The organism is Listeria rocourtiae subsp. hofi (assembly GCF_963575615.1).
GTDB lineage: Bacteria > Bacillota > Bacilli > Lactobacillales > Listeriaceae > Listeria_A > Listeria_A hofi.
In genome coordinates, this window is sequence record NZ_CAUYTL010000026.1 from 21,133 (window position 1) to 39,824 (window position 18,692).

The 18,692-nt window shown below is 40.5% G+C and carries 22 protein-coding genes; all 22 read left to right on the forward strand.

The window, feature by feature from the left end; genetic code table 11:
* The 22 genes from R8925_RS11280 to R8925_RS11385 all read left to right on the forward strand — a co-directional run bounded on the left by R8925_RS11280 (window position 1) and on the right by R8925_RS11385 (window position 18,599).
* Window positions 1-1,086, forward strand: a complete 1,086-nt coding sequence (locus R8925_RS11280) for a phage minor capsid protein (protein ID WP_430535952.1) — start codon at window positions 1-3, stop codon at window positions 1,084-1,086.
* A 47-nt stretch (window positions 1,087-1,133) separates the two neighbouring features.
* Window positions 1,134-1,775 (forward strand): hypothetical protein, encoded by a 642-nt coding sequence (locus R8925_RS11285; RefSeq protein WP_430535953.1) that lies wholly within the window; start codon window positions 1,134-1,136, stop codon window positions 1,773-1,775.
* 23 nt (window positions 1,776-1,798) lie between these two features.
* Window positions 1,799-2,701, forward strand: a complete 903-nt coding sequence (locus R8925_RS11290) for a capsid protein (protein WP_430535954.1) — start codon at window positions 1,799-1,801, stop codon at window positions 2,699-2,701.
* 25 nt (window positions 2,702-2,726) lie between these two features.
* Window positions 2,727-3,068 carry a hypothetical protein gene (locus R8925_RS11295; RefSeq protein WP_430535955.1) on the forward strand — a complete coding sequence of 114 codons (342 nt, stop codon included), beginning with the start codon at window positions 2,727-2,729 and terminating at the stop codon, window positions 3,066-3,068.
* A 10-nt stretch (window positions 3,069-3,078) separates the two neighbouring features.
* A complete protein-coding gene (locus tag R8925_RS11300) occupies window positions 3,079-3,504 on the forward strand; it encodes a head-tail connector protein (RefSeq protein ID WP_430535956.1) in 426 nt (141 codons plus the stop codon).
* Window positions 3,497-3,829, forward strand: a complete 333-nt coding sequence (locus R8925_RS11305; protein ID WP_430535957.1) for a putative minor capsid protein — start codon at window positions 3,497-3,499, stop codon at window positions 3,827-3,829. The genes R8925_RS11300 and R8925_RS11305 overlap by 8 nt, the downstream gene beginning before the upstream one ends.
* Window positions 3,826-4,176 carry a minor capsid protein gene (locus R8925_RS11310; RefSeq protein WP_430535958.1) on the forward strand — a complete coding sequence of 117 codons (351 nt, stop codon included), beginning with the start codon at window positions 3,826-3,828 and terminating at the stop codon, window positions 4,174-4,176. The genes R8925_RS11305 and R8925_RS11310 overlap by 4 nt, the downstream gene beginning before the upstream one ends.
* A complete protein-coding gene (locus R8925_RS11315) occupies window positions 4,173-4,574 on the forward strand; it encodes a phage tail terminator protein (RefSeq protein WP_430535959.1) in 402 nt (133 codons plus the stop codon). Before R8925_RS11310 ends, R8925_RS11315 begins: the two co-directional genes overlap by 4 nt.
* 13 nt (window positions 4,575-4,587) lie before the next feature.
* Window positions 4,588-5,061, forward strand: coding sequence for a phage tail tube protein (locus tag R8925_RS11320; RefSeq protein ID WP_430535960.1), 474 nt, complete (start codon window positions 4,588-4,590; stop codon window positions 5,059-5,061).
* Window positions 4,988-5,815 (forward strand): fibronectin type III domain-containing protein, encoded by an 828-nt coding sequence (locus R8925_RS11325; RefSeq protein WP_430535961.1) that lies wholly within the window; start codon window positions 4,988-4,990, stop codon window positions 5,813-5,815. Before R8925_RS11320 ends, R8925_RS11325 begins: the two co-directional genes overlap by 74 nt.
* 16 nt (window positions 5,816-5,831) lie before the next feature.
* On the forward strand, window positions 5,832-6,095 hold the full coding sequence (locus R8925_RS11330; RefSeq protein WP_430535962.1) for a hypothetical protein: 264 nt from the start codon (window positions 5,832-5,834) through the stop codon (window positions 6,093-6,095).
* 27 nt (window positions 6,096-6,122) lie between these two features.
* The gene (locus R8925_RS11335) at window positions 6,123-6,497 is read left to right on the forward strand and encodes a hypothetical protein (protein ID WP_430535963.1); all 375 of its coding nucleotides are present in this window, start codon (window positions 6,123-6,125) and stop codon (window positions 6,495-6,497) included.
* Window positions 6,498-6,502: 5 nt separating this feature from the next.
* On the forward strand, window positions 6,503-7,096 hold the full coding sequence (locus tag R8925_RS11340; protein WP_430535964.1) for a Gp15 family bacteriophage protein: 594 nt from the start codon (window positions 6,503-6,505) through the stop codon (window positions 7,094-7,096).
* A gap of 31 nt (window positions 7,097-7,127) precedes the next feature.
* Window positions 7,128-10,586 (forward strand): phage tail protein, encoded by a 3,459-nt coding sequence (locus tag R8925_RS11345; RefSeq protein ID WP_430535965.1) that lies wholly within the window; start codon window positions 7,128-7,130, stop codon window positions 10,584-10,586.
* Window positions 10,586-11,320, forward strand: coding sequence for a hypothetical protein (locus R8925_RS11350; protein ID WP_430535966.1), 735 nt, complete (start codon window positions 10,586-10,588; stop codon window positions 11,318-11,320). Before R8925_RS11345 ends, R8925_RS11350 begins: the two co-directional genes overlap by 1 nt.
* A complete protein-coding gene (locus R8925_RS11355) occupies window positions 11,321-13,579 on the forward strand; it encodes a phage tail spike protein (RefSeq protein WP_430535967.1) in 2,259 nt (752 codons plus the stop codon).
* A 1-nt stretch (window position 13,580) separates the two neighbouring features.
* Window positions 13,581-14,894: a BppU family phage baseplate upper protein gene (locus R8925_RS11360; RefSeq protein ID WP_430535968.1), complete on the forward strand. Its 1,314-nt coding sequence runs from the start codon at window positions 13,581-13,583 to the stop codon at window positions 14,892-14,894.
* 23 nt (window positions 14,895-14,917) lie between these two features.
* Window positions 14,918-15,382 carry a phage holin family protein gene (locus tag R8925_RS11365; RefSeq protein ID WP_430535969.1) on the forward strand — a complete coding sequence of 155 codons (465 nt, stop codon included), beginning with the start codon at window positions 14,918-14,920 and terminating at the stop codon, window positions 15,380-15,382.
* The gene (locus R8925_RS11370) at window positions 15,379-16,242 is read left to right on the forward strand and encodes an N-acetylmuramoyl-L-alanine amidase family protein (protein ID WP_430535970.1); all 864 of its coding nucleotides are present in this window, start codon (window positions 15,379-15,381) and stop codon (window positions 16,240-16,242) included. The genes R8925_RS11365 and R8925_RS11370 overlap by 4 nt, the downstream gene beginning before the upstream one ends.
* 323 nt (window positions 16,243-16,565) lie before the next feature.
* Window positions 16,566-16,856, forward strand: a complete 291-nt coding sequence (locus R8925_RS11375; protein ID WP_430535971.1) for a hypothetical protein — start codon at window positions 16,566-16,568, stop codon at window positions 16,854-16,856.
* Window positions 16,856-18,268, forward strand: a complete 1,413-nt coding sequence (locus tag R8925_RS11380; RefSeq protein WP_430535972.1) for a hypothetical protein — start codon at window positions 16,856-16,858, stop codon at window positions 18,266-18,268. The genes R8925_RS11375 and R8925_RS11380 overlap by 1 nt, the downstream gene beginning before the upstream one ends.
* Complete coding sequence (locus R8925_RS11385) at window positions 18,255-18,599, forward strand: hypothetical protein (protein ID WP_430535973.1); 345 nt, start codon at window positions 18,255-18,257, stop codon at window positions 18,597-18,599. Before R8925_RS11380 ends, R8925_RS11385 begins: the two co-directional genes overlap by 14 nt.
* Window positions 18,600-18,692 lie beyond the last annotated feature (93 nt).

Sequence of the window (18,692 nt, forward strand, 5' to 3'; positions counted from 1 at the left end):
ATGCAGTTGTCACAGCAGATAATTGAAATTTATCTGAAGCTTGAAGGGCTGTTGTTGGATTCTATAGGTAAAGCAATTGGAAGCGGGAGCAACGTTACAAAAGATACCTTGGAAAAGTGGCAAGCTAGCCTATACAGGGAACTTAGCAGTTTACAAAACTACCAATTGCGGCTAATCATGCAAGCGGCCAAAAAAGTAAATCCAAAAATGCGGAGTATGATCCGAGAAATGGCAACGGACCAGGCGAGGATTACAACAAAAGAAATACAGCAGGTACTTCCTGAACTCGAGGGAATTCCTTTTACAGATAGTACGAATACAAAGCAAGCCTTGATGACACTGGACTTGGAAGCAATGACACGTTTAGAAATGATGAATGCAACGATGTTAAAACAATCCTCTTCTATTTACCTAGAAATTATAACGCAGGCCTCTGCTGAATTTGTAAACGGAGCCATCACGCTAGAGGAGGCGCTTGTTAAGACTGCGGCCAAATGGTCCGAAAATGGTATGCCTGCATTGATTGATAGGCGCGGAGCGAAATGGAGTACAGAGGCTTACGTAAATATGGTTGTTAAGAACACGCAAAAAAATGTTGCGGACAAGATTCAAAATGCGCGTTTTGATGATTACGATGTGGACCTTGTAGGAGTTTCTAGCCATGCAGGAAGCCGCCCGACTCACCTAGATTACCAAGGGCGAATATATAGCCGCAGTGGTAAAAGTAAAAAGTACCCGCCTCTTTCTAGCACTAGTTATGGAAAAATTGACGGTATTGTTACCGGTATCAATTGCAATCATCGTCTTTATGTTTACATCGAAGGGGTATCGGTGCAACGCTACCACCCTTACAACAAAAAGGAATCAATTGCGAAGTACAAAGAATCGCAACGGCAGCGGCTTTTAGAAAGAAACATTAGGAAAGCCAAGCATCAATTTTCAATGTTGCAATCTATGGAAGTCGATGAAAATTATTTGAAAGATGCAAGGCGCAGGATCACTTACCGACAAGCGCAAATGCGGCAATTTATTAATCAGACGGGACGCACAAGGCGTTATAACCGCGAGCAAATAGTTGAGACGTAGCCAATATGCTAGGTCTTTTTATTATGAAGAAATTAGGAGGAATTAGGATGAAGTTTTATTCTGAAAAGCCAAATCAATCAAATGTGAAGGGAGGTGACGAATTGAAAAACACTAAAATGGTTAAGTTTGATATCCAACATTTTGCAGAAGGAGCACCCGAGCCACCAGAACCGAACGCGGCAGGTAATGAACCGTCAACAGAGCCAACGCCACCCACACCTCCAACGAATCTAGCCGCTGATACATTCAGCAAAGAGGACTTTTTGAAGGATTTAGGCGTGGAGAATGAGGATGCGTTAAAAGCGCAAATGAAAGCATACAAAGAGTTCCAAGACGGCCAGAAAACCGAAGCGGATAAGCAAGCGGAAGCCTTGCAAGCTGCGCAGGATCAAGCAACACAAGCTTTAAATGAATCTGTTCAAAAAGATTGGCAAATTGCAGCACTAAAAAATGGCGTATCTAGTGAATCGCTTAATGACGTTATTGCGCTTGCCGAAAAGACAGGCGAAAAAGATGTGGATAAGGCGGTTGCGGCGGTTTTAGACAAATACCCTTTTTTCTCGGAAGATGGGAAACAAAAGCCAGTAATCAGTACCGGTAACCAATCTAAACAGACGAATCTTACAGAGACTACAGCAGATAAGTTTAAAAGCGCATTTGAAAAAATGTGGCCAACGAACAACAAATAAAAAATAGAAAGTAGGAAACTAAAATGCCAGCAGTATTAAATTATGCAACAGACTATCAACAAGCCTTACAAGAACCATTCCGCCATATGCTTCAATCAGCGGAACTTTGGAACAGTCCATCAAATAGCATTATTAAATGGACAGGGCAAAAAGAAGTGAAATTGCCTAAATTGGTTGTTAACGAAGGGATGAAGGACCGCACCCGTCGTGTTATTACTGGTTTCGAGGCGAATTATAGCAATGACTGGGAAACATATCAGCTTGAAAATGAACGTTATTGGCAAACACTTGTTGATCCATCTGACGTTGATGAAACCAACTTTGTTACTACGATGACAGAGATTACGCGTGTATTTAACGAAACTCAAAAGATTCCTGAAAAAGATAAATACATGTTCTCTAATTTGTTTAACAAGAAGAAGGCCATCAATGCCACAGATGGAATCTATGAAATGACATTGACCGAAGCGAATATTTTGCGCCAGTTTGATGATATGATGCAAAAAATGGACGAAGAAGCAGTGCCTTCTAATCGTGTATTGTACGTTACTCCGGCGATTTCGAAAATTATTAAACGTGCCGATGGGTTAACTCGTACTTTTAGCGTTCAAGGTGGTGCACAGGCTATCGATACCCGTGTAAGCCGCTTGGACGAAGTTAATTTGCGGGAAGTAGCGCCTGATCGTTTTAAAACGCTTTACAATTTTAGTAATGGGGCAATCGATGATCCAACGGCACAACAAATTCAAATGATGCTTATTTATATTCCGTCCATGTGTGCGCCGGAAAAATATTCATTCGCTGGATTTGATGAGCCTAGAGCTAGCACAGCAGGGAATTTTTTATATTATGAACAGCTTTATAACGATGTAATTGTGTTCAAACAACGTTCTAATGGTATTCAGTTTGTAATTAAACCGGTTTGATAAAAAATAGAGAGGGTGAATTTATATGGCAGTTGTAACAGTAAAAAAAGATGCCAAAGTATTAAATATTGACGAAAGCGAGCAAGATTTTTTCCTTGCGAAAGGGTTCGACGTTGTAGAGCTTGATAAAAGCGGTAAAAAATACAATGTAACACAACGAGCGACAGAGAATAAGCAGGTTGACGTTTCCAAATTATTAGAAGCAGAGGGCAAAGTGGAGCAGCTCAAAACTGAAAAGAAAGAGCTTCAAGCAGCGAACAAAGAATTAGGAAAACAAAACGAAGAGTTAACAAAGCAGCTGGAAGAAGCGCAAAAGGCTTTAGAGGCTAAAGCGGACGATAAGGCCGAGGATAAAACAGCGAAATGAGGTGATAGCAATGGATTACATTGATAAAGACTATTACCGAAATATCTATAAAGGAACACCAATTGATGATAATGTCGAATTAGGCAATTTAATTACTCGCGCCAGCAGAGACATCGACAGATACACACGCTATGTGATTGTTCAGGAAGGGTTTTCCAATCTTATAGAATTCCAGCAAGATCGTGTAAAGGAAGCCACAGCCTCTCAAGTTGAATTCTTAGATATTAATGGTGCTACTGCCTCAACCGTTGACAGCGGAGCGGGTGGTAGTTTTGATATTGGGAACTATAGCGAAGGTGGTGGGGCTAACGGTGCAAGTAAAACGGGTGGGCAAACAGTATTGTTCGCAAATAGCATTTATGGCATCTTGGCCCCAACTGGTTTACTGTACTCTGGTGTCTCAACTATTTCGCGCGGCGGTGGTTGTTGTGGTTAGACCTATACAACGCCGCTTATTAATTCATGATATCGAATACCAGGAGTACATTGCAAAAGGGAAGCATGGGGAAGATTGGAAACGGGGGATTCCTATTTATCGCGTTCGCGTAGAGCCTACAAACAAAGTTGTCACATCGGCAGAAGGCGATGAAATTCAATCGAATACTCGTATTTTTATTGATCGAATTAACTCCACGCCTGCTTTCGAATTAGCAGAGAAATCCAAAGTGATATTTGATAGCAAGGAATATATTGTTGCGGCAGTCTCTACATTTTATGCGGCAAGCCCGCAAGTACACCATTGGGAGGTGTATTGTAAATGATTAAGCTTAACGTAAAAGTCGAACTAGGGGATGTCGTTGGTTCGTGTGATGAGCGCATAGAAAAAGCACAATTCGCTTTAGATAATCAGGTACTAAAGGATTCCAATTACTTCGCACCGGAAGATACTAAGGCAACACAAGACAGCGCTCTGATACATTCTAAAATTGGTGAGGGTGAGCTTGCATGGGTTACGCCATATGTTCGTCAAATTTACTACAATCCTCAATATAATTTTAGCAAGGATAAGAATCCGAATGCATCTGGTCTCTGGTTTGAAGTAGCTAAATCAAGGTTTTTGAGCGATTGGGTGCGCGTCGCTAACACGGCGGCGGGTGGTCGAGTATGAGCTTAAGAGAATCATTCTTTGATGCTATTGACGCACATTTAAATGCCAATGTAGCAATGTTCAGCGAATTACGGTTGAGTGATTTAGACATTGAAAATCAGGATATTATTTTTCGGTTTACGCCATCCCCGCCTGGACAGCGGTATTTTGATAGGTCTAGATTAAAAGATTTTTCGTTTCAAATCATTGTACAACACGAAAGCCGATTAACGGCTATGAACACAATAGAAGTCATAACGGAATCGTTAGAACTATCAAATGGCGAATTAGTGCCGGACGATGGTTCTTTCTCATTGGTAGGATGTGAAATATACACCGAACCTACAGAAATCGGTAAAACTGATAAGAATTTATTCATGTGGTCCGCAATGTTTCAAGCGGAGCTAAGTAAAAACTAAGGAGGAAAAGATTATGCCAAAAGCATTTTTATTACAACATAACTATCGTTTTTTCTGGAACTCAACCCCAGGGGCAGCCATTACAGATGAAGGGTGGTTACGCATCGGTGGCGGGATAAAGAGTATTGACCCAGACAATAACGAAGAAGTGGATCAAACTGCATACTATGACGATGAGGGCGGCTCTACTTCTACCGTTACAGGGCAGCAAAAAACATACCCTATGGATGCGGACCGAGATTATAACGACCCATTCCAAAATTTTGTTTTTGATGTTGCAGACACGGATTTGACAAAACGAGACGGGGAATTTTATGTTATCAATCCTAAAAAATTAGGCCTTAAGGGAAATGGTGCGCTCGTGAACATTAAGCCACCAGGTGGCGATGCGAATGCTAAGGGAGGATGCTCATTTGAGTGTCATTTTAACGGTAAGCCTGAAAAAATCGAAAGTGCCACAGAACCAGAAGTGGACACTGCGCCCTGATGCTCCCTCTAATCTTCATGTTACAGCAGTTACAGATACAACAATCACATTTGCATGGGACGAAGTACTAGCAGCAGATTTTTATTTGCTACGTTTGAGCGGTGAAACAAGAGCGCGCCGGTTTGATTCAAATCAGGCAGTAGTTACAGGGCTTGTTTATGATACCGTATATTCTGCAAAAGTATCTGCTGTAAATGGAGTTATAGAGGGCGATTCAAGTAATGTGGTAACTCAAAAAACACTATTGCCGAAGCCTATTGTTTCTAGATACTTGTATGGAGAAAGTTATATTAATGGATCAGCTGTAAATGCATCTAATGTTACGAATTGTAGGTTGTATAGAAAAGGTGAAATGACAGCATTATTAACAGGAACGGTAACCGCAGGCGTTTTAAGAATTTATGTACTGGGAAATGTGAATATCATTCCAGGTAATCAATATGATATTCGTGCAATAGACGGCAATCCTAATTTACCGACATCGGTACCAGGGATGCCCACAACAATAACAGCAGAGTTGGCTAAAATAACACTGAACAATGTTGTAGCTAGTTCCGGGATTGTCTCGGGTACCACTGAAAATAACGGGCAAGTTAGAATAAGCGTCGATGGTGTTAATAAAACAGTGTTCACGGCGACCGCAACAGGTGTGTTCAGTGGTAGCATATCCGGAATGGTCGCGGGGGCGGTAATTAAGGCGGAGGCTAAAGTTGGTACAATTTTTCCAAGCTATGCGGAAAAGGTAGCGACATAAAGAGGAGGCGTTATATTTGAGATATAAAGATATAAATCCAGCATTTGATCCGCTATTGAAAAATATAACAACGACACAATTGCATGTCATTGGTGTTTTTGCTCCGGATAGCAAAATCTATATTTCACTAAATAACGGCCGTCATTTTTCTATTGTCACGGATATAGGCGGCTTGTTTGAGTACGATTTTGAGGAGCTTCATGTAGGCGATATCGTTACATTTTCAGTGAAAAACGGATCAAATTATGACACATTTTTAGAAGAATCTATACGTGAGTAAAATAAATTTAGGAGAGTGAACTTTATTATGGCAATTACTATTGATACTAAAAAAGCGTTTGAGGAAGTCATTATTTACAATGAAACATATACCGTTGATTTTTCCGATGAAAAATTATTAGAGTATGAAAAAGAAGCGGCGAAGTGGGAAGGGATCGCAAAGAACGAGCAGGCAAATCGATCACTTTCGGAAAATATAAAGTTGGTAAAAGAGGCTTTTGTTGTTTTCTTCAATGAGGAAATAGCGGACGAAATTTATAATAATTCAGGGAAAAGCTCCATGGTATGTACTAATATCGCTATGCAACTTTTCAAAGTGTTTAAAGAGCGGATGGCAGAATTTGAAGATAAGAAGCTCAAGGAATACTTGGAAGAGGATGACGAAGAAACAGTTAGCGAGTGATGGGCATGTTTTCTTTGACGAGCAAAAAAAAAGCTGATCGGCATATTACCTATAGAGGTGAAAAAGTGCTGATCAGCATTACTTTTGACAATGTTATTAAAGCAATAAAGCTATATGATGATAAGTTTTTAAAGGAAAATCAGAAAATCTATATCATGTATAGAATGTTTGTGAAAGATTACAAGAAATATGACCATACGCCGCGTGATGTCGTTAAAATTACTGAACTTATTTACAAAGAGTTGAGCCAAACAGATTCCGATAGTGGTTCAGATTTAGCAGATAACGAGGAACTATACAATTTTTTTGAAGATGCAGAGCGAATTTATGCATCTTTTTTAATTGATTACAATATCGATTTACTAAATGAAGTTGGCGTTTTGAGTTGGGATGAATTTATTGCGTTATTCAATAACCTTTCTGAAAAAACACCAATCATGCAGGCAATCATGTATCGCGGGTGTGAGGTACCATCGGGTCCAGAAAACAAGGAGGAACGCCGAAGGATTCGCAAAATGAAAGAATTTTACGAGCTTAAAAGCCAGCGTGAAAAACGCGAGAAGCAGATGTTAGAAGAAATGGAAAAAGAGTTTTTATAAGTAATACATTCATCCAGAGAGGAGGGAGAGCATGGCGAAACGAGGGGCAGATGGCAAGATTATTATTGACACAGAAATAGACAAAAGCGGCATTAAACATGATGCTAGGGATATTGAGCGCGAACTTGCTGGCATGGGGAAAACGATTAGTAAGGATTCCAGTCGTTATACGAATGAAATGGCTAAGAATTATGAGTATTACGGGCGCTCTGTGCGTCGGGTATATCGTGGACAATCCGAAGAAGCACGACGGATGCACAACGAAATGAGACAGGCTTATATGGAGCAACGAGTGTCATTGTATAAGTATAAGGATCAACTTATTGCCTCTAAGTATGCTTTTTTTCAGCTAGGCAAATCGGCTAAAAACTTTTCAGGCAGTTCAAAGCAATTCATGTCACAGGTGGAAGCGCAGGGGCGCGTTCACAAGAAAGTAATGGATGACATGATCAAGAATAACGAAATGATGAAAAATCAGCTCATTAAGAGTGTAGGAACAATTATTGTTAGGACAACACAGGCGACGCGTATTAGTGAAAACTTTACTCGTATGAAAAATCCCATGTACCAAGTCAATAAGGGCGCACTTGCCATTGCTGATGGTTTAAATCAAATCGCAATGCGAGGACAACCCGCGGTTTTAGCTTTGAAAATGTTAGGACCTACGGCAAACATGAAGCAATTGCAAGATATGACGATGATGATTGGGCAAGGGATTATGCGTGTAACGATGGTTGCATTAGCTGCGACCGTCACAGCAGCGAAATTTTATTCTACGTTGCATAAAGGGGCGATGGAATCAAACAAAGCCTATGCGACGGCATTTGTAAGTATGAAAAAGAGCATACGGGAAGCCTTTGAACCGTTATTCCAAGTGTTTGCTGCGGTCATGGTGCCAACCTTTAATTTTATTAAGCGATTGGCAGACATGATTATTAAATTCAACGAGGCTCACCCGAAGATTGCAAAATTTGTTGCTGCTATCTTGATGTTGATCCCTGCGTTAACTTTGCTTTTATCTCCTTTGGCGATTGGTATTGGGTTAATTGCTGGATTCCAAGCAGCGTTAGGTGCGGCATGGATGATAATAGGGCCGTTTATAACTGGTATGGCGGCTATGTCGGGAACCGTATTATTGGTGGCAGCTGCGATAACGGGGGTTGTTGTAGCGTTTAGGCATTTTAACAAAGAAGGCAAACCATTAAATGACTTGCTAAAGAATATTGGCGGATCGTTTAAGGCAGTTGGTGGCATTATCAAGGCTTTCTTTTCTGGAAATACTTCAGATATTAGCAAGTTTAACAAGCAGCTGCACAATATGTTGCCGAAGAATATTGCAGATGGTATTTTCAATTCGCTAATCTTCATTTTACAAGGCATTGAGAAAGTGAAAATGGGGGTTGTTGGCTTTACAAAAGTAGTTACTGGCTCATTTAAATCCGTTGCTGATTTGGACAAATATTTTCAAGGTGTATTTGGTGCAGAAGGCACAGCGCGCATTATGAAATTTGGTACCGCGGTTAGGAATTCGCTTATATCGACGGTGCAAATGTTCGAAATGATAGGGCAGAAAGCGATGCAATCTGGTGTTATCGTTGGCGGCATGATTAAAGCATTCTTTACGAACAATACAAAAGAAATAGCAAATCTTAATAAGCAGCTGCACAATATTTTCCCGCCGTCTATTGCAGACGGTATTTTTAATTCCTTGATTACAGTACTGCAAGGCATAGATAAGTTAAGAATGGGGATTGTTGCGATTGCTAAGGTTGCTACAGGCTCGTTTAGTTCTATTGCTGATTTAGATAAATATCTACAGGGGGCGTTTGGTGGTAAAGGAACGGCTCTTATTTTGAAATTTGGTAACATCTTAAAAACAGTGTTTTCAACGATTAGTTCGTATATTGGGGATTTCATAAATAAACTACAAAGATTTGTCTCCGCAGTGGCAACAGCGTTTTCAGGTGGTGGATTTGATGCATTGATTAATGCAGTTGCTGATCTACTACCAACTATAATCGGGCTTTTGCTAGGCGGTATCCCGCAATTGATAATGGTTGGTAGTCAATTAATTCAATCATTAGCAAAAGGAATGGGGACAACAGTACCAGGATTGATAACAATGGTTTTTGATGTGATCACTAATTTGGTAACAAGTTTTGCAGCACAGGCACCTAAAATGGTAGCTATAGGTGTCGATATTATTACAAAGCTTGTAAATGGTATTGTAACAGCCTTGCCCATGGTTCTCGCGGTAGTTACTAAATTAATTGATGTGTGGCTGTCTACCGTTACAACATTATTGCCGATCATTATTCAGTCAGGTGTTCAAATTCTCATGGCATGGATTAATGGCATTGCAACAATGCTTCCTGCACTACTTGATGCGGCTATCCAAATAGTAATGGCTTTAGTCGATGGGCTAGTAAGTATGTTGCCAACACTGATTGAATCCGCTATTTCAATTATTATGATGTTGGTAAATACGTTAATCCAAAACCTTCCCAAAATATTAGATGCCGGCATACAAATATTAATGGCCTTAATCGACGGGATAATTCAGATTCTCCCAGTGTTGTTACAGGCTATTATAAAAATTATTATGGCTCTACTAAATACGATTGTTACAAATCTGCCCAAGATTATTGAGGCAGGAGTTAAAATTTTGATGGCTCTTATCCAAGGAATAATTAAAATTTTACCGCAATTAATTTCTGCGGCTCTCAAGCTGATAGTTACTTTAGTAGGGGCTTTGATTAAAAACATGCCAAAAATTAATGAAGCAGGGCGCCAAATATTATGGACAATCGTGAAAGGGATACTATCATTGCTTTGGGAATTAACTAAACTTGGAGCTAAGCTTGTATGGGAAATCATAAAAGGAGTATCCAATACAAAACAAAAGTTGAAGGATGCCGCGGTTGACACTATTAAAGGGGCCTTTAATTCAGCTGTGAGCTGGGTATCTTCATTTTTTGGAATTGGGAAAAGCATAGGTGATCAAATGGCAGCAGGAATGGATGCTGCTGGTAGAGCTGTTGGAAATGCGGCTGCTGGTCTAGCGAAAACTGCAATGTCAGCGGCAAAAATTAATATGGGAAGCTTTGGTGGCGCACCAGATGTTGATGGAAGTAATAAAGATGGTTTAAATTATGTGCCATTCGACGGATATATTTCTGAACTACACAAAGGTGAACGAGTGCTTACAGCAGAGGAAGCTAGGCTGTATAATGCGCAAGAAAAAAGCGGCATGTTTAGCAGTTTAAGGATGCCAGATATGACTAAGATTAGGCAACCAGATGTTTCCGGATTTGCTAATTTGGCTACACCATCGAATCCGGCGCCAGGCCCAAGTGAAACAAACAACGATCAATCTGTAAATGTTACATTCACTGGAAATATTATTGTTCGTAATGATGATGATATACGCCGTATTGGTAACGAATTAGGATCACAAATAAATAGAGATAGAAGGAGGCTAGATCGCTAATGGAAAGGGTGCTAAAGGTTCCAAATTATTTTGAGTTTGCTGGAAAGAAATCCACGGAATTTGGTATGCGAATCCTTGCAGATCGTAGCTTTCCAATTCCTGAACGCGATGTGCAGCGTATTGAAGCACCTGGAATAAGCGGGGATAATTTCGTAGATCAGGGGCGTTTTAAGAACATAACAATGGACTATCCAGTTAATATCTATGCATACAATGATCTAACTATTGCACAAATATGCGGTGAATTATCAAAATGGCTTAGAGGGCGACAAGGCTACAACAAGCTTTTTGATACAGTCGATGAACGCTATTACCGCTATGCACAATGTTTTGCAACGCCTGATGTTAAAGATGTAAATACTAGATTTGGCAGTAATTCGATAAGCTTTGATTGCAAGCCGTATAAGTATTCTATAACTGGATCACAAACTTTTGTTATTTTACAAAATGGCCGCTTACAAAATGTTGAAATATTCCCGTCTCTCCCGGTGATCACAATATACGGCAATGGCGATATTAATTTTTTCGTTAATAATTATAAGGTTGTTTTGAAAGGGATACAGGGCCAAATTACGATTGATTCGGAACGTCAGATTGCCTATAAACCTGGTACATTACTCAATAACAAGGTAAACACTTATCCGTTTCCGCAACTAGACGTCGGAGAAAATCGTTTTACATGGACTGGGAATGTTACAAAAGTGGAAGTTACTCCGAATTGGAGGACGATATAAATGGCTACTTCACGGGTTTTATTGCCACGCTTGTATGATGCTGCTACAACCGATTTTGCAAATAACGGTATTGGCGTCTTAGCAGATTCGTTCGATTGGCAAGTTAGACAGGAAGCAAACGGGGCATATGAATTAGAATTCAAGTATGTAAAAGATGGGCCCTATTTTAGCGAAATCAAGAATCAGAATATTATCAAAGCAAAAGCAAATTTACGGGATCCGGAACAGCTTTTTACAATTTACGCCGTTTCAAAACCTATCAATGGAATAGTTACCGTAAAAGCGGAGCATATCAGCTATAGGCTGCATTACAATCCGTTAAAAGGCAAGGTAACGGTTCAAAATGGAACAGCTGGTTATATGCTCAATCAGATTTTAAGCAATACTGTTTATCCGCATACCTTCACCGGTACAAGTTCTTCGACAACACAGGCAAATACAACAATAGAATTGTGCTCGTCAAGGGAAGCGCTGGGAGGAAAAGAGGGCTCGCTCTTAGATACATTTAAGGGTGAGTTTATTTTTGATAATTTTAATATTCGGCATTATCCGCGTGGAGGCGCCGGAGTTGATAATGGCGTGCTGATTGCGTACGGGAAAAATTTGACGGATGCAAAACAAGATGAAGAGATAGGCGATACTTTTACATCCATCTATCCTTATGCGCAAGTTCAAGATACTAGCGGAAATGATGTCACGATCCGATTACCAGAAATAACACTAGACTCACAATATGCCTCTAACTTTGCTCATAAACGGGCTATGATGGTTGATTTAACGGGGGATAACGTTAAGGATGTTGCTACTTTAAGAACAGCTGGCAATGCCTATATTGTGAATAACGATGTAGGGAAACCGTCTATAAATCTCGATATTTCTTTTATAGATCAATCGAGAGAACTGGACGATGAAGAACTTGCCCAGATACTTGCTTTGGAAACTGTTAACTTATGGGATACAGTCACAACAAAGTTTTTGCAGTTAGAAATAGATGTGAAGGCACGTGTCATTGCAACAGTATTCGATCCCCTTCTTGATAAGTATCTTTCCGTGGAATTAGGCGACTTTAAGCCGAATATATCACGTCAATTTAACGATATTCAGCAAGAAGTAGAGTCAATTAGTTCTGATCGGTCTTTTTTACAAGCTGGTATTGACGAGCTTACTAACACAATAAACAATCCGCCGGCCGGAAATGTTGTAATCTATCCATCGATGGCAGACCCGCAAGAAATATTGATTATGGATACAAGAGATATCAATACCGCGCGCAATGTGTGGAGATGGAACGCCGGAGGTTTGGGACACTCGAAAAACGGATATGCGGGGCCGTATGAAATTGGTATGACCTACGACGGAAAATTTGTTGCAGATATGATTAGGGCGGGAACGCTAAGAGCGATTAACATCATTGGTGTTACTATAACGGGGTCTGCTGCTTATCTGGATACACTGTATTCTAGTTTCTTGCCCCCGTTACCGCTACCGCAGTATCGAGAAGTGTTAAAAATGGGCGGGGGCAGCGGCTTTGTTTTGGAAGCAAAACGAGATGCGTACCCATACCCTGCGATGCGTGTAAGTTTAGATACAACCGGCAGCATGGGATTAGCCATTGAAAAAATAAACGAAAGTACAGGTGCGATTGACCCCGATAAGGTAATACGATTATCGCCCTTTGCAGGTGGGGAGTTCCCACTTGTGTATTCGGTTGACTGGTGTTCTATCGGCGCTGGTCCTGGTGGGAAAACGGCTAGTATTTTGTATACATCATGGGATACACCGCAATTAATTTATGCGGATCACGTTTGTAAGTCATTAATTCAAATGTCTAGTATTGAGATCAAACAAGACGTTGAAAAATTTATAGAATCAGGGATTGCCGAAAAATACAGCGGTAAAGACATGATAAAAACCGTTGAAGTTTTCAGCTATCGATTAAAACAAGATGTCGAAGCTGCATTTAATGATGAAAAAGATGGTTCCTATGTCAGTTTTGATAAGCGGCTAGGCTTTATTGCCGAGCTGTTACCACCGGAATTGCGAGCGGATGATTTAATGGGCATGGACCATCAAAAAGCCATTATGTGGCTTTGGCAGGGGGCTCGCGAAAACATACAGGAAGTAGATCAATTGCGAAAAGAGCTAGAGGACACAAAGGAAATGCTAGATACTACTTCAAAAATGCTAGCAGATCAGCAACAAGAAATAGATGAATTAAAACGACAAATGCAATTATTAATGAACAAGGCAGGTGAATAATGTGGCAACATTAAAGAATTATCCTTTCTCACTTGATTTAATATCTGATAGTATCACCCCGCTTGTGCTCGCTAGGGTTACGGAGAAAGAATCGGTTACGTTAACAGTAGAGGTATTTGCGGATGGCGATACCATTGAGGATTTCGATGACTACACGCCAGTTTTTGAGTGTGCGTTACCAGGCGGGAAGTTTGTACGTGATGATGGTTCAACATACGGAAATATGGCTGTCATAGATGGGAAAATCGTTTATGTAATTGCTAAAGAGGTTTTTTCAAGCCATGGTGTTCTGAATCTTTGCTACTTTGCTTTAGAAAAAGGTGGCACCCCGGGGTTTCAAATACTAGATGCGGCTGATTTAACTGCTGATGAAAGAGTTACAACGCAAAATTTCACAATCAACGTTGCTAGGGATGCAACACAAGGCAATATTGTTGTAGAGGACTTTGTTAGTGATATTGATAAATTAACAAGGTTTATTGAAGCGGAAACTGCGGAATCAATGGCAGCATTGAATGTAGCGTTAAACAAATTGGATGTAGCAACTGCGAGTGCCAACCAGCTAATAGCCTTGATAAACGCGAATCAGGTTGTGAAAATAACGGATACAGTAAATTGGCAGAAAGCTAAATTAACTGCTGATTCTGGCGCCGCTAAATCGCCGCCAGATGTTACAACGTTAGCAGAGATTATAGAACAAGGAAGTTTCTATATGAATTCAACGGCTGCTGGAAAACTAACAGATGCACCAGGCAGTGGGGCATTCAGGTTAGAAAACCATAAACTTATAGCTGGCACGGCGATAGAACAACATGCGAGGTATTTTAGCACAACCAATGCTAGTGCCAACAGACATTTTTATAGATATGTAGGGGCTACAGCAAGCCCGTGGCGAGAATACGAGAACACAGTTGGATCGCAAGCAAAAGCGGACTTAGCTGAAGCTCACGCGATAAATTCCGCAATGAACTATGTGAATACTAAATTTGCAGATACTGGTTGGTTACCCATTACACTAAAAGCAGGATTTACAGCGTTTGCGAACTCGGTTCCTCGATATCGCAGAATTGGAAATAAAGTGTTTTACGCAGGTATTGTAGTAAGAACTAGTGGTGGAACAGGGGTTTTTGCAACGGCAGATGAAGGTTTTAGGCAAAAAGACACTTACCCGCAATCACATCTTTGTGGGCAGCAGACGGCCGCAGCTGATGCACAGGCACAGATTTATACGCATTCAAACGGAAACCTTGAAATAGTTTCAGCCGTCTACACAAGCCCAATTTGGCTAAATGAAATAGACTACTTTATAGATTAGCACCTCGATAGGTGTATTTTTTTATGCAAAGAATGGGGGTTCTGAAAATGGAAGGGATTGAGAATATGGACATAATGAAGCCTGCTTTAACATTCATGTTTGGCGAAGGTTTGACAATGATACATTTTTTAGTGCTTGTTGTCGTGCTTGATTTAATAACTGGTTATATGAAGGCATTTAGCAAGAAATCAAAAATCAGTTTTAAGAGCGCAAAAAATTATCAAGGTTTAATGAAGAAACTCGGTATTTTCATTGCCGTAATGGTCGCATCAATGATTGATGTTTTAAGCATCAATTTAGCACATCAGAATTTGCATATCGCATTTATCTTTACTTGCGCCATGATCATCATGGAATCGCTTAGCATTGTAGAAAATTTGGAAGCGATAGGCCTAAAAGTACCGTTTTTAACACAGCTACTACATCGATTTAGCAAACAGATTGATGATGAGCAAGAAAATAAAATTGTAGAGGATGAAGAAAAATGACAAAGAAAAAAGTATTTTTAGATTTAGGGCATGGTGGGACTGATCCAGGTGCAGTTGCAAATGGGCTGATTGAAAAAGATATGGCACGCGCGACTGCTTACGCAACAAAATATGAGCTTGAAAAATATGACGTAGAAACTCGGTTATCTCGTACAGGTGACACTTATCCGTCACTTAGCGCACGCGCCAAAGCAGCAAACGATTGGGGTGCCGATTTATTTGTATCGGAACATTACAACGCAGGCGGTGGGGACCGAGCGGAAGTGATCCATAGCATTGCAAATGGAGTTAGTAAGAAACTTGCGCAAAATATTATCAATGCTATTAAAATTGAAATTGGTCAAAACATCGGTAATCCTGCCATCTATTCCAAAAAGGGAAGTGATGGCAAGGATTATTTTGCTGTTATTCGTGAAACGAAAATGCCAGCGGTTATTGTTGAACCTGCGTTTATTGATTCCAATGATCGTTTCATTGTGGACACGGTGGCAGAGCAACAAGCTATGGGGCGTGCAATTGCGCATGGTATTTTAGCGACGCTGGGAATTAATCACACAGCCAAACCAGAAAAGCCAACAATCCCTAATAAGCCAAACCCAACGCCGGTAGCACCTAAGCCATCAGCTAATCCATACGCTGGGAAGAAACTTGTTTCTAAAACAAACGATCTGCGTTTTTACGTTAAGCCTTCATGGGCAGATAAGGACGTTGTGGGAACTGTAAACAAAGGTCTTGGATTTCCTACCATACTTGATAAAGTAAATGTGAACGGCAGCCCACAGTATAAAGTTCAAAATTCGAAAGGTAAGACCTACTACATCACCGCAGCACCTAAGCATGTAGAGTTGAAAAGTAAATAGTATATAGAAGCTCTCGATTTAAGTTTATCGGGAGCTTTTTTTATTTGTCTATATTTGTTATAATGAGTTATTGGAAGATACTAACACGAGAGGAAGTGCCCTATGCCACATTATGAACAAACTCGCCATGCGATATCTGCGAGGAAACACAGCTTGGAAAACTTACTGGATGGGTTTACAAGCAAAAAAAATAAGATACACGATGAAAACCACGAGGCGCAGGAGAAGATGGTATATAGGCTTCGTCAAATACAAGTGGAAACACGGGACATGGTTTCCTATTGTGAGCAGATAGAGAGCAGTTTACGGAGGGAGATATAGAGATGCCAACATCCATTGATATCGACACCGCTCGTATATTGAAACAGTTAAAGAGAGGGGAACAGGCGGCGGCTGATTTTAAAGTCGAAGCTACCAACGTGCAACGCAGATTAGAAAAGATAAATACACAAGTTTCTCCCGATTTTGCGACGCGGTATATCGAAGTAAAAGAAGGATTAGTGAAAGGAATTCATGCAGATCAATTTACCAAACTACATCAAGCGTTTATAGATAGCCAAGCGGCGGTGCGTGCGTTCATCGAAACGGATGCCAAGTTGGGTGGTGAGCGCTAATGGATTTTAAAATAAACATGGGTGAGCTAGAAGATGCCTTATCATCGCTACATAAAATGAAAGCCAGTTTGGAGACACTAGACGGTGTGCTGGTGGAGGTGCAAGACGTGGCGGCCCAACAAAAAGGGAAGCTGGCCGAAGCCTTGACCATGGAATTTGGCGCTCACCGAGACGATATTTCCAGACAACAAGGGACGGTGACCAAACTCTTCACGTATTTGGAAAACTATGTGAATGATTTTAAAGACATTGATAGTCCCATTTATCGTAATCAGGACATGCTAATTGATGCCCATGGGTTAAAGAAGCTGGCAGACGAGACGCTAGATACACTGGATATGATGAAAAGCGAGGTATTTCGAGTGCCGCAACCGAGCATCGAGAGCATACCAGACGACCCCGACGAGCTATGGGTGATGCGGCAGAACCAAGCACGGATGGAAGAATTGGACGATTATCTGCGGCGCACGATAAACCGCATGCAAGAGGAAAGCGGCGAATCGATGCACGAGATCAGCCGAGATATGCGAAAGCTTTTAGAGATGGATCAACATCATGCGTCAATCATTGAAGCGGATTATAGGCATTATGATCGCAGTAAGGTGCGTGAGATTGGTGCTTCCACGAGGGACTCGGTTATTGGATTCGGCCTAGGTGCAATTGAAAGTTTGAAGCATCCAGAAAAGCATTTGGAAAGTATCGCTATGTTGATGAAAAATCTGCGGACTAATCCATCAGGAACGGCAGGTATGTTGTGGAATGGGATTGTAGCGAGTTATCTAGAGCCTTATAATAAAGGTGATGCATATGGTTTGGCAAGTAGTACGATATTTTTTGCCAGTGCGTTTGGGATTACAAAAGGAATGAATGATTTTACCAAAATAAAAGAAGTACGTGCAATTGGTCCGGATGGAACTGCTACTGCAAATGCAGGCAGGGCCGCAGGAATAGTCGATGGAGTAAAAATTATTGATGGCAAAATTGGTGGTAAAATCCCGGTTCAAGATTTTCAAGAGATTCGGAAAGCTTCTGTACACAATGTAGATGGAGATTCCATGACGTTGGGGAAATATACACCAACAGTAGAAGATGGGGTTGAGAATTGGGGGAAAGCCGGACCAGATTCGTATATAGGACGAGCAGGAGATGATTCGATGTATTTTGATTTAGGTAGCAAGTGGAGTGAAATTCAGAACAAATATAAACTAACAGACAATGAAATGTTTGAGTATTTTAATGTACCAGCTTTGAATGATGCGGTGAAGAGCGGGAAAGATATTAGGTTTTCTCATAAGCCGGATTTAAAAGAGTATAAGGATAGCTACTTAGCGAAAGAGTGGCAGTACTTACAAAATGAGCATGGATATTCTAAATTATTACCAAGAGGAGATGTATGGTATGCAATTAAATAAATCAGAATTATTAGCTTCGAAAATTAGTGATGAATTGAAAGAGCGGCTTGGTGATAGGATTAGTTCAGCTTTTTCATTTAGTAGGTTGCAAGAAGAGCCTTGGATAGAGTTTAGTGTGGAATTTGAAGCATATAACTTTTTCAATATCATCTTAAATTATGATAGAGGAGCATTTGGATGTGCTATTGTGAACGGTGATTTAGGAATTGCTTTACCAAACAGTCAAGAATGGTACGATCAAGCAGATATGAGTATTTTCTGTGAGGAACTTCAAAAACAGCTTGAATTACGAATTCCAGATAAATTTTTGGAATATAACGGTTGGAAATAATAATAGTATTAGGAAGGCATAGAAAATCATTTGAATATGTAGAATTCTATGGTTAGTTATACTTACTCCAATTGTAGAACAAAGACACTAGGT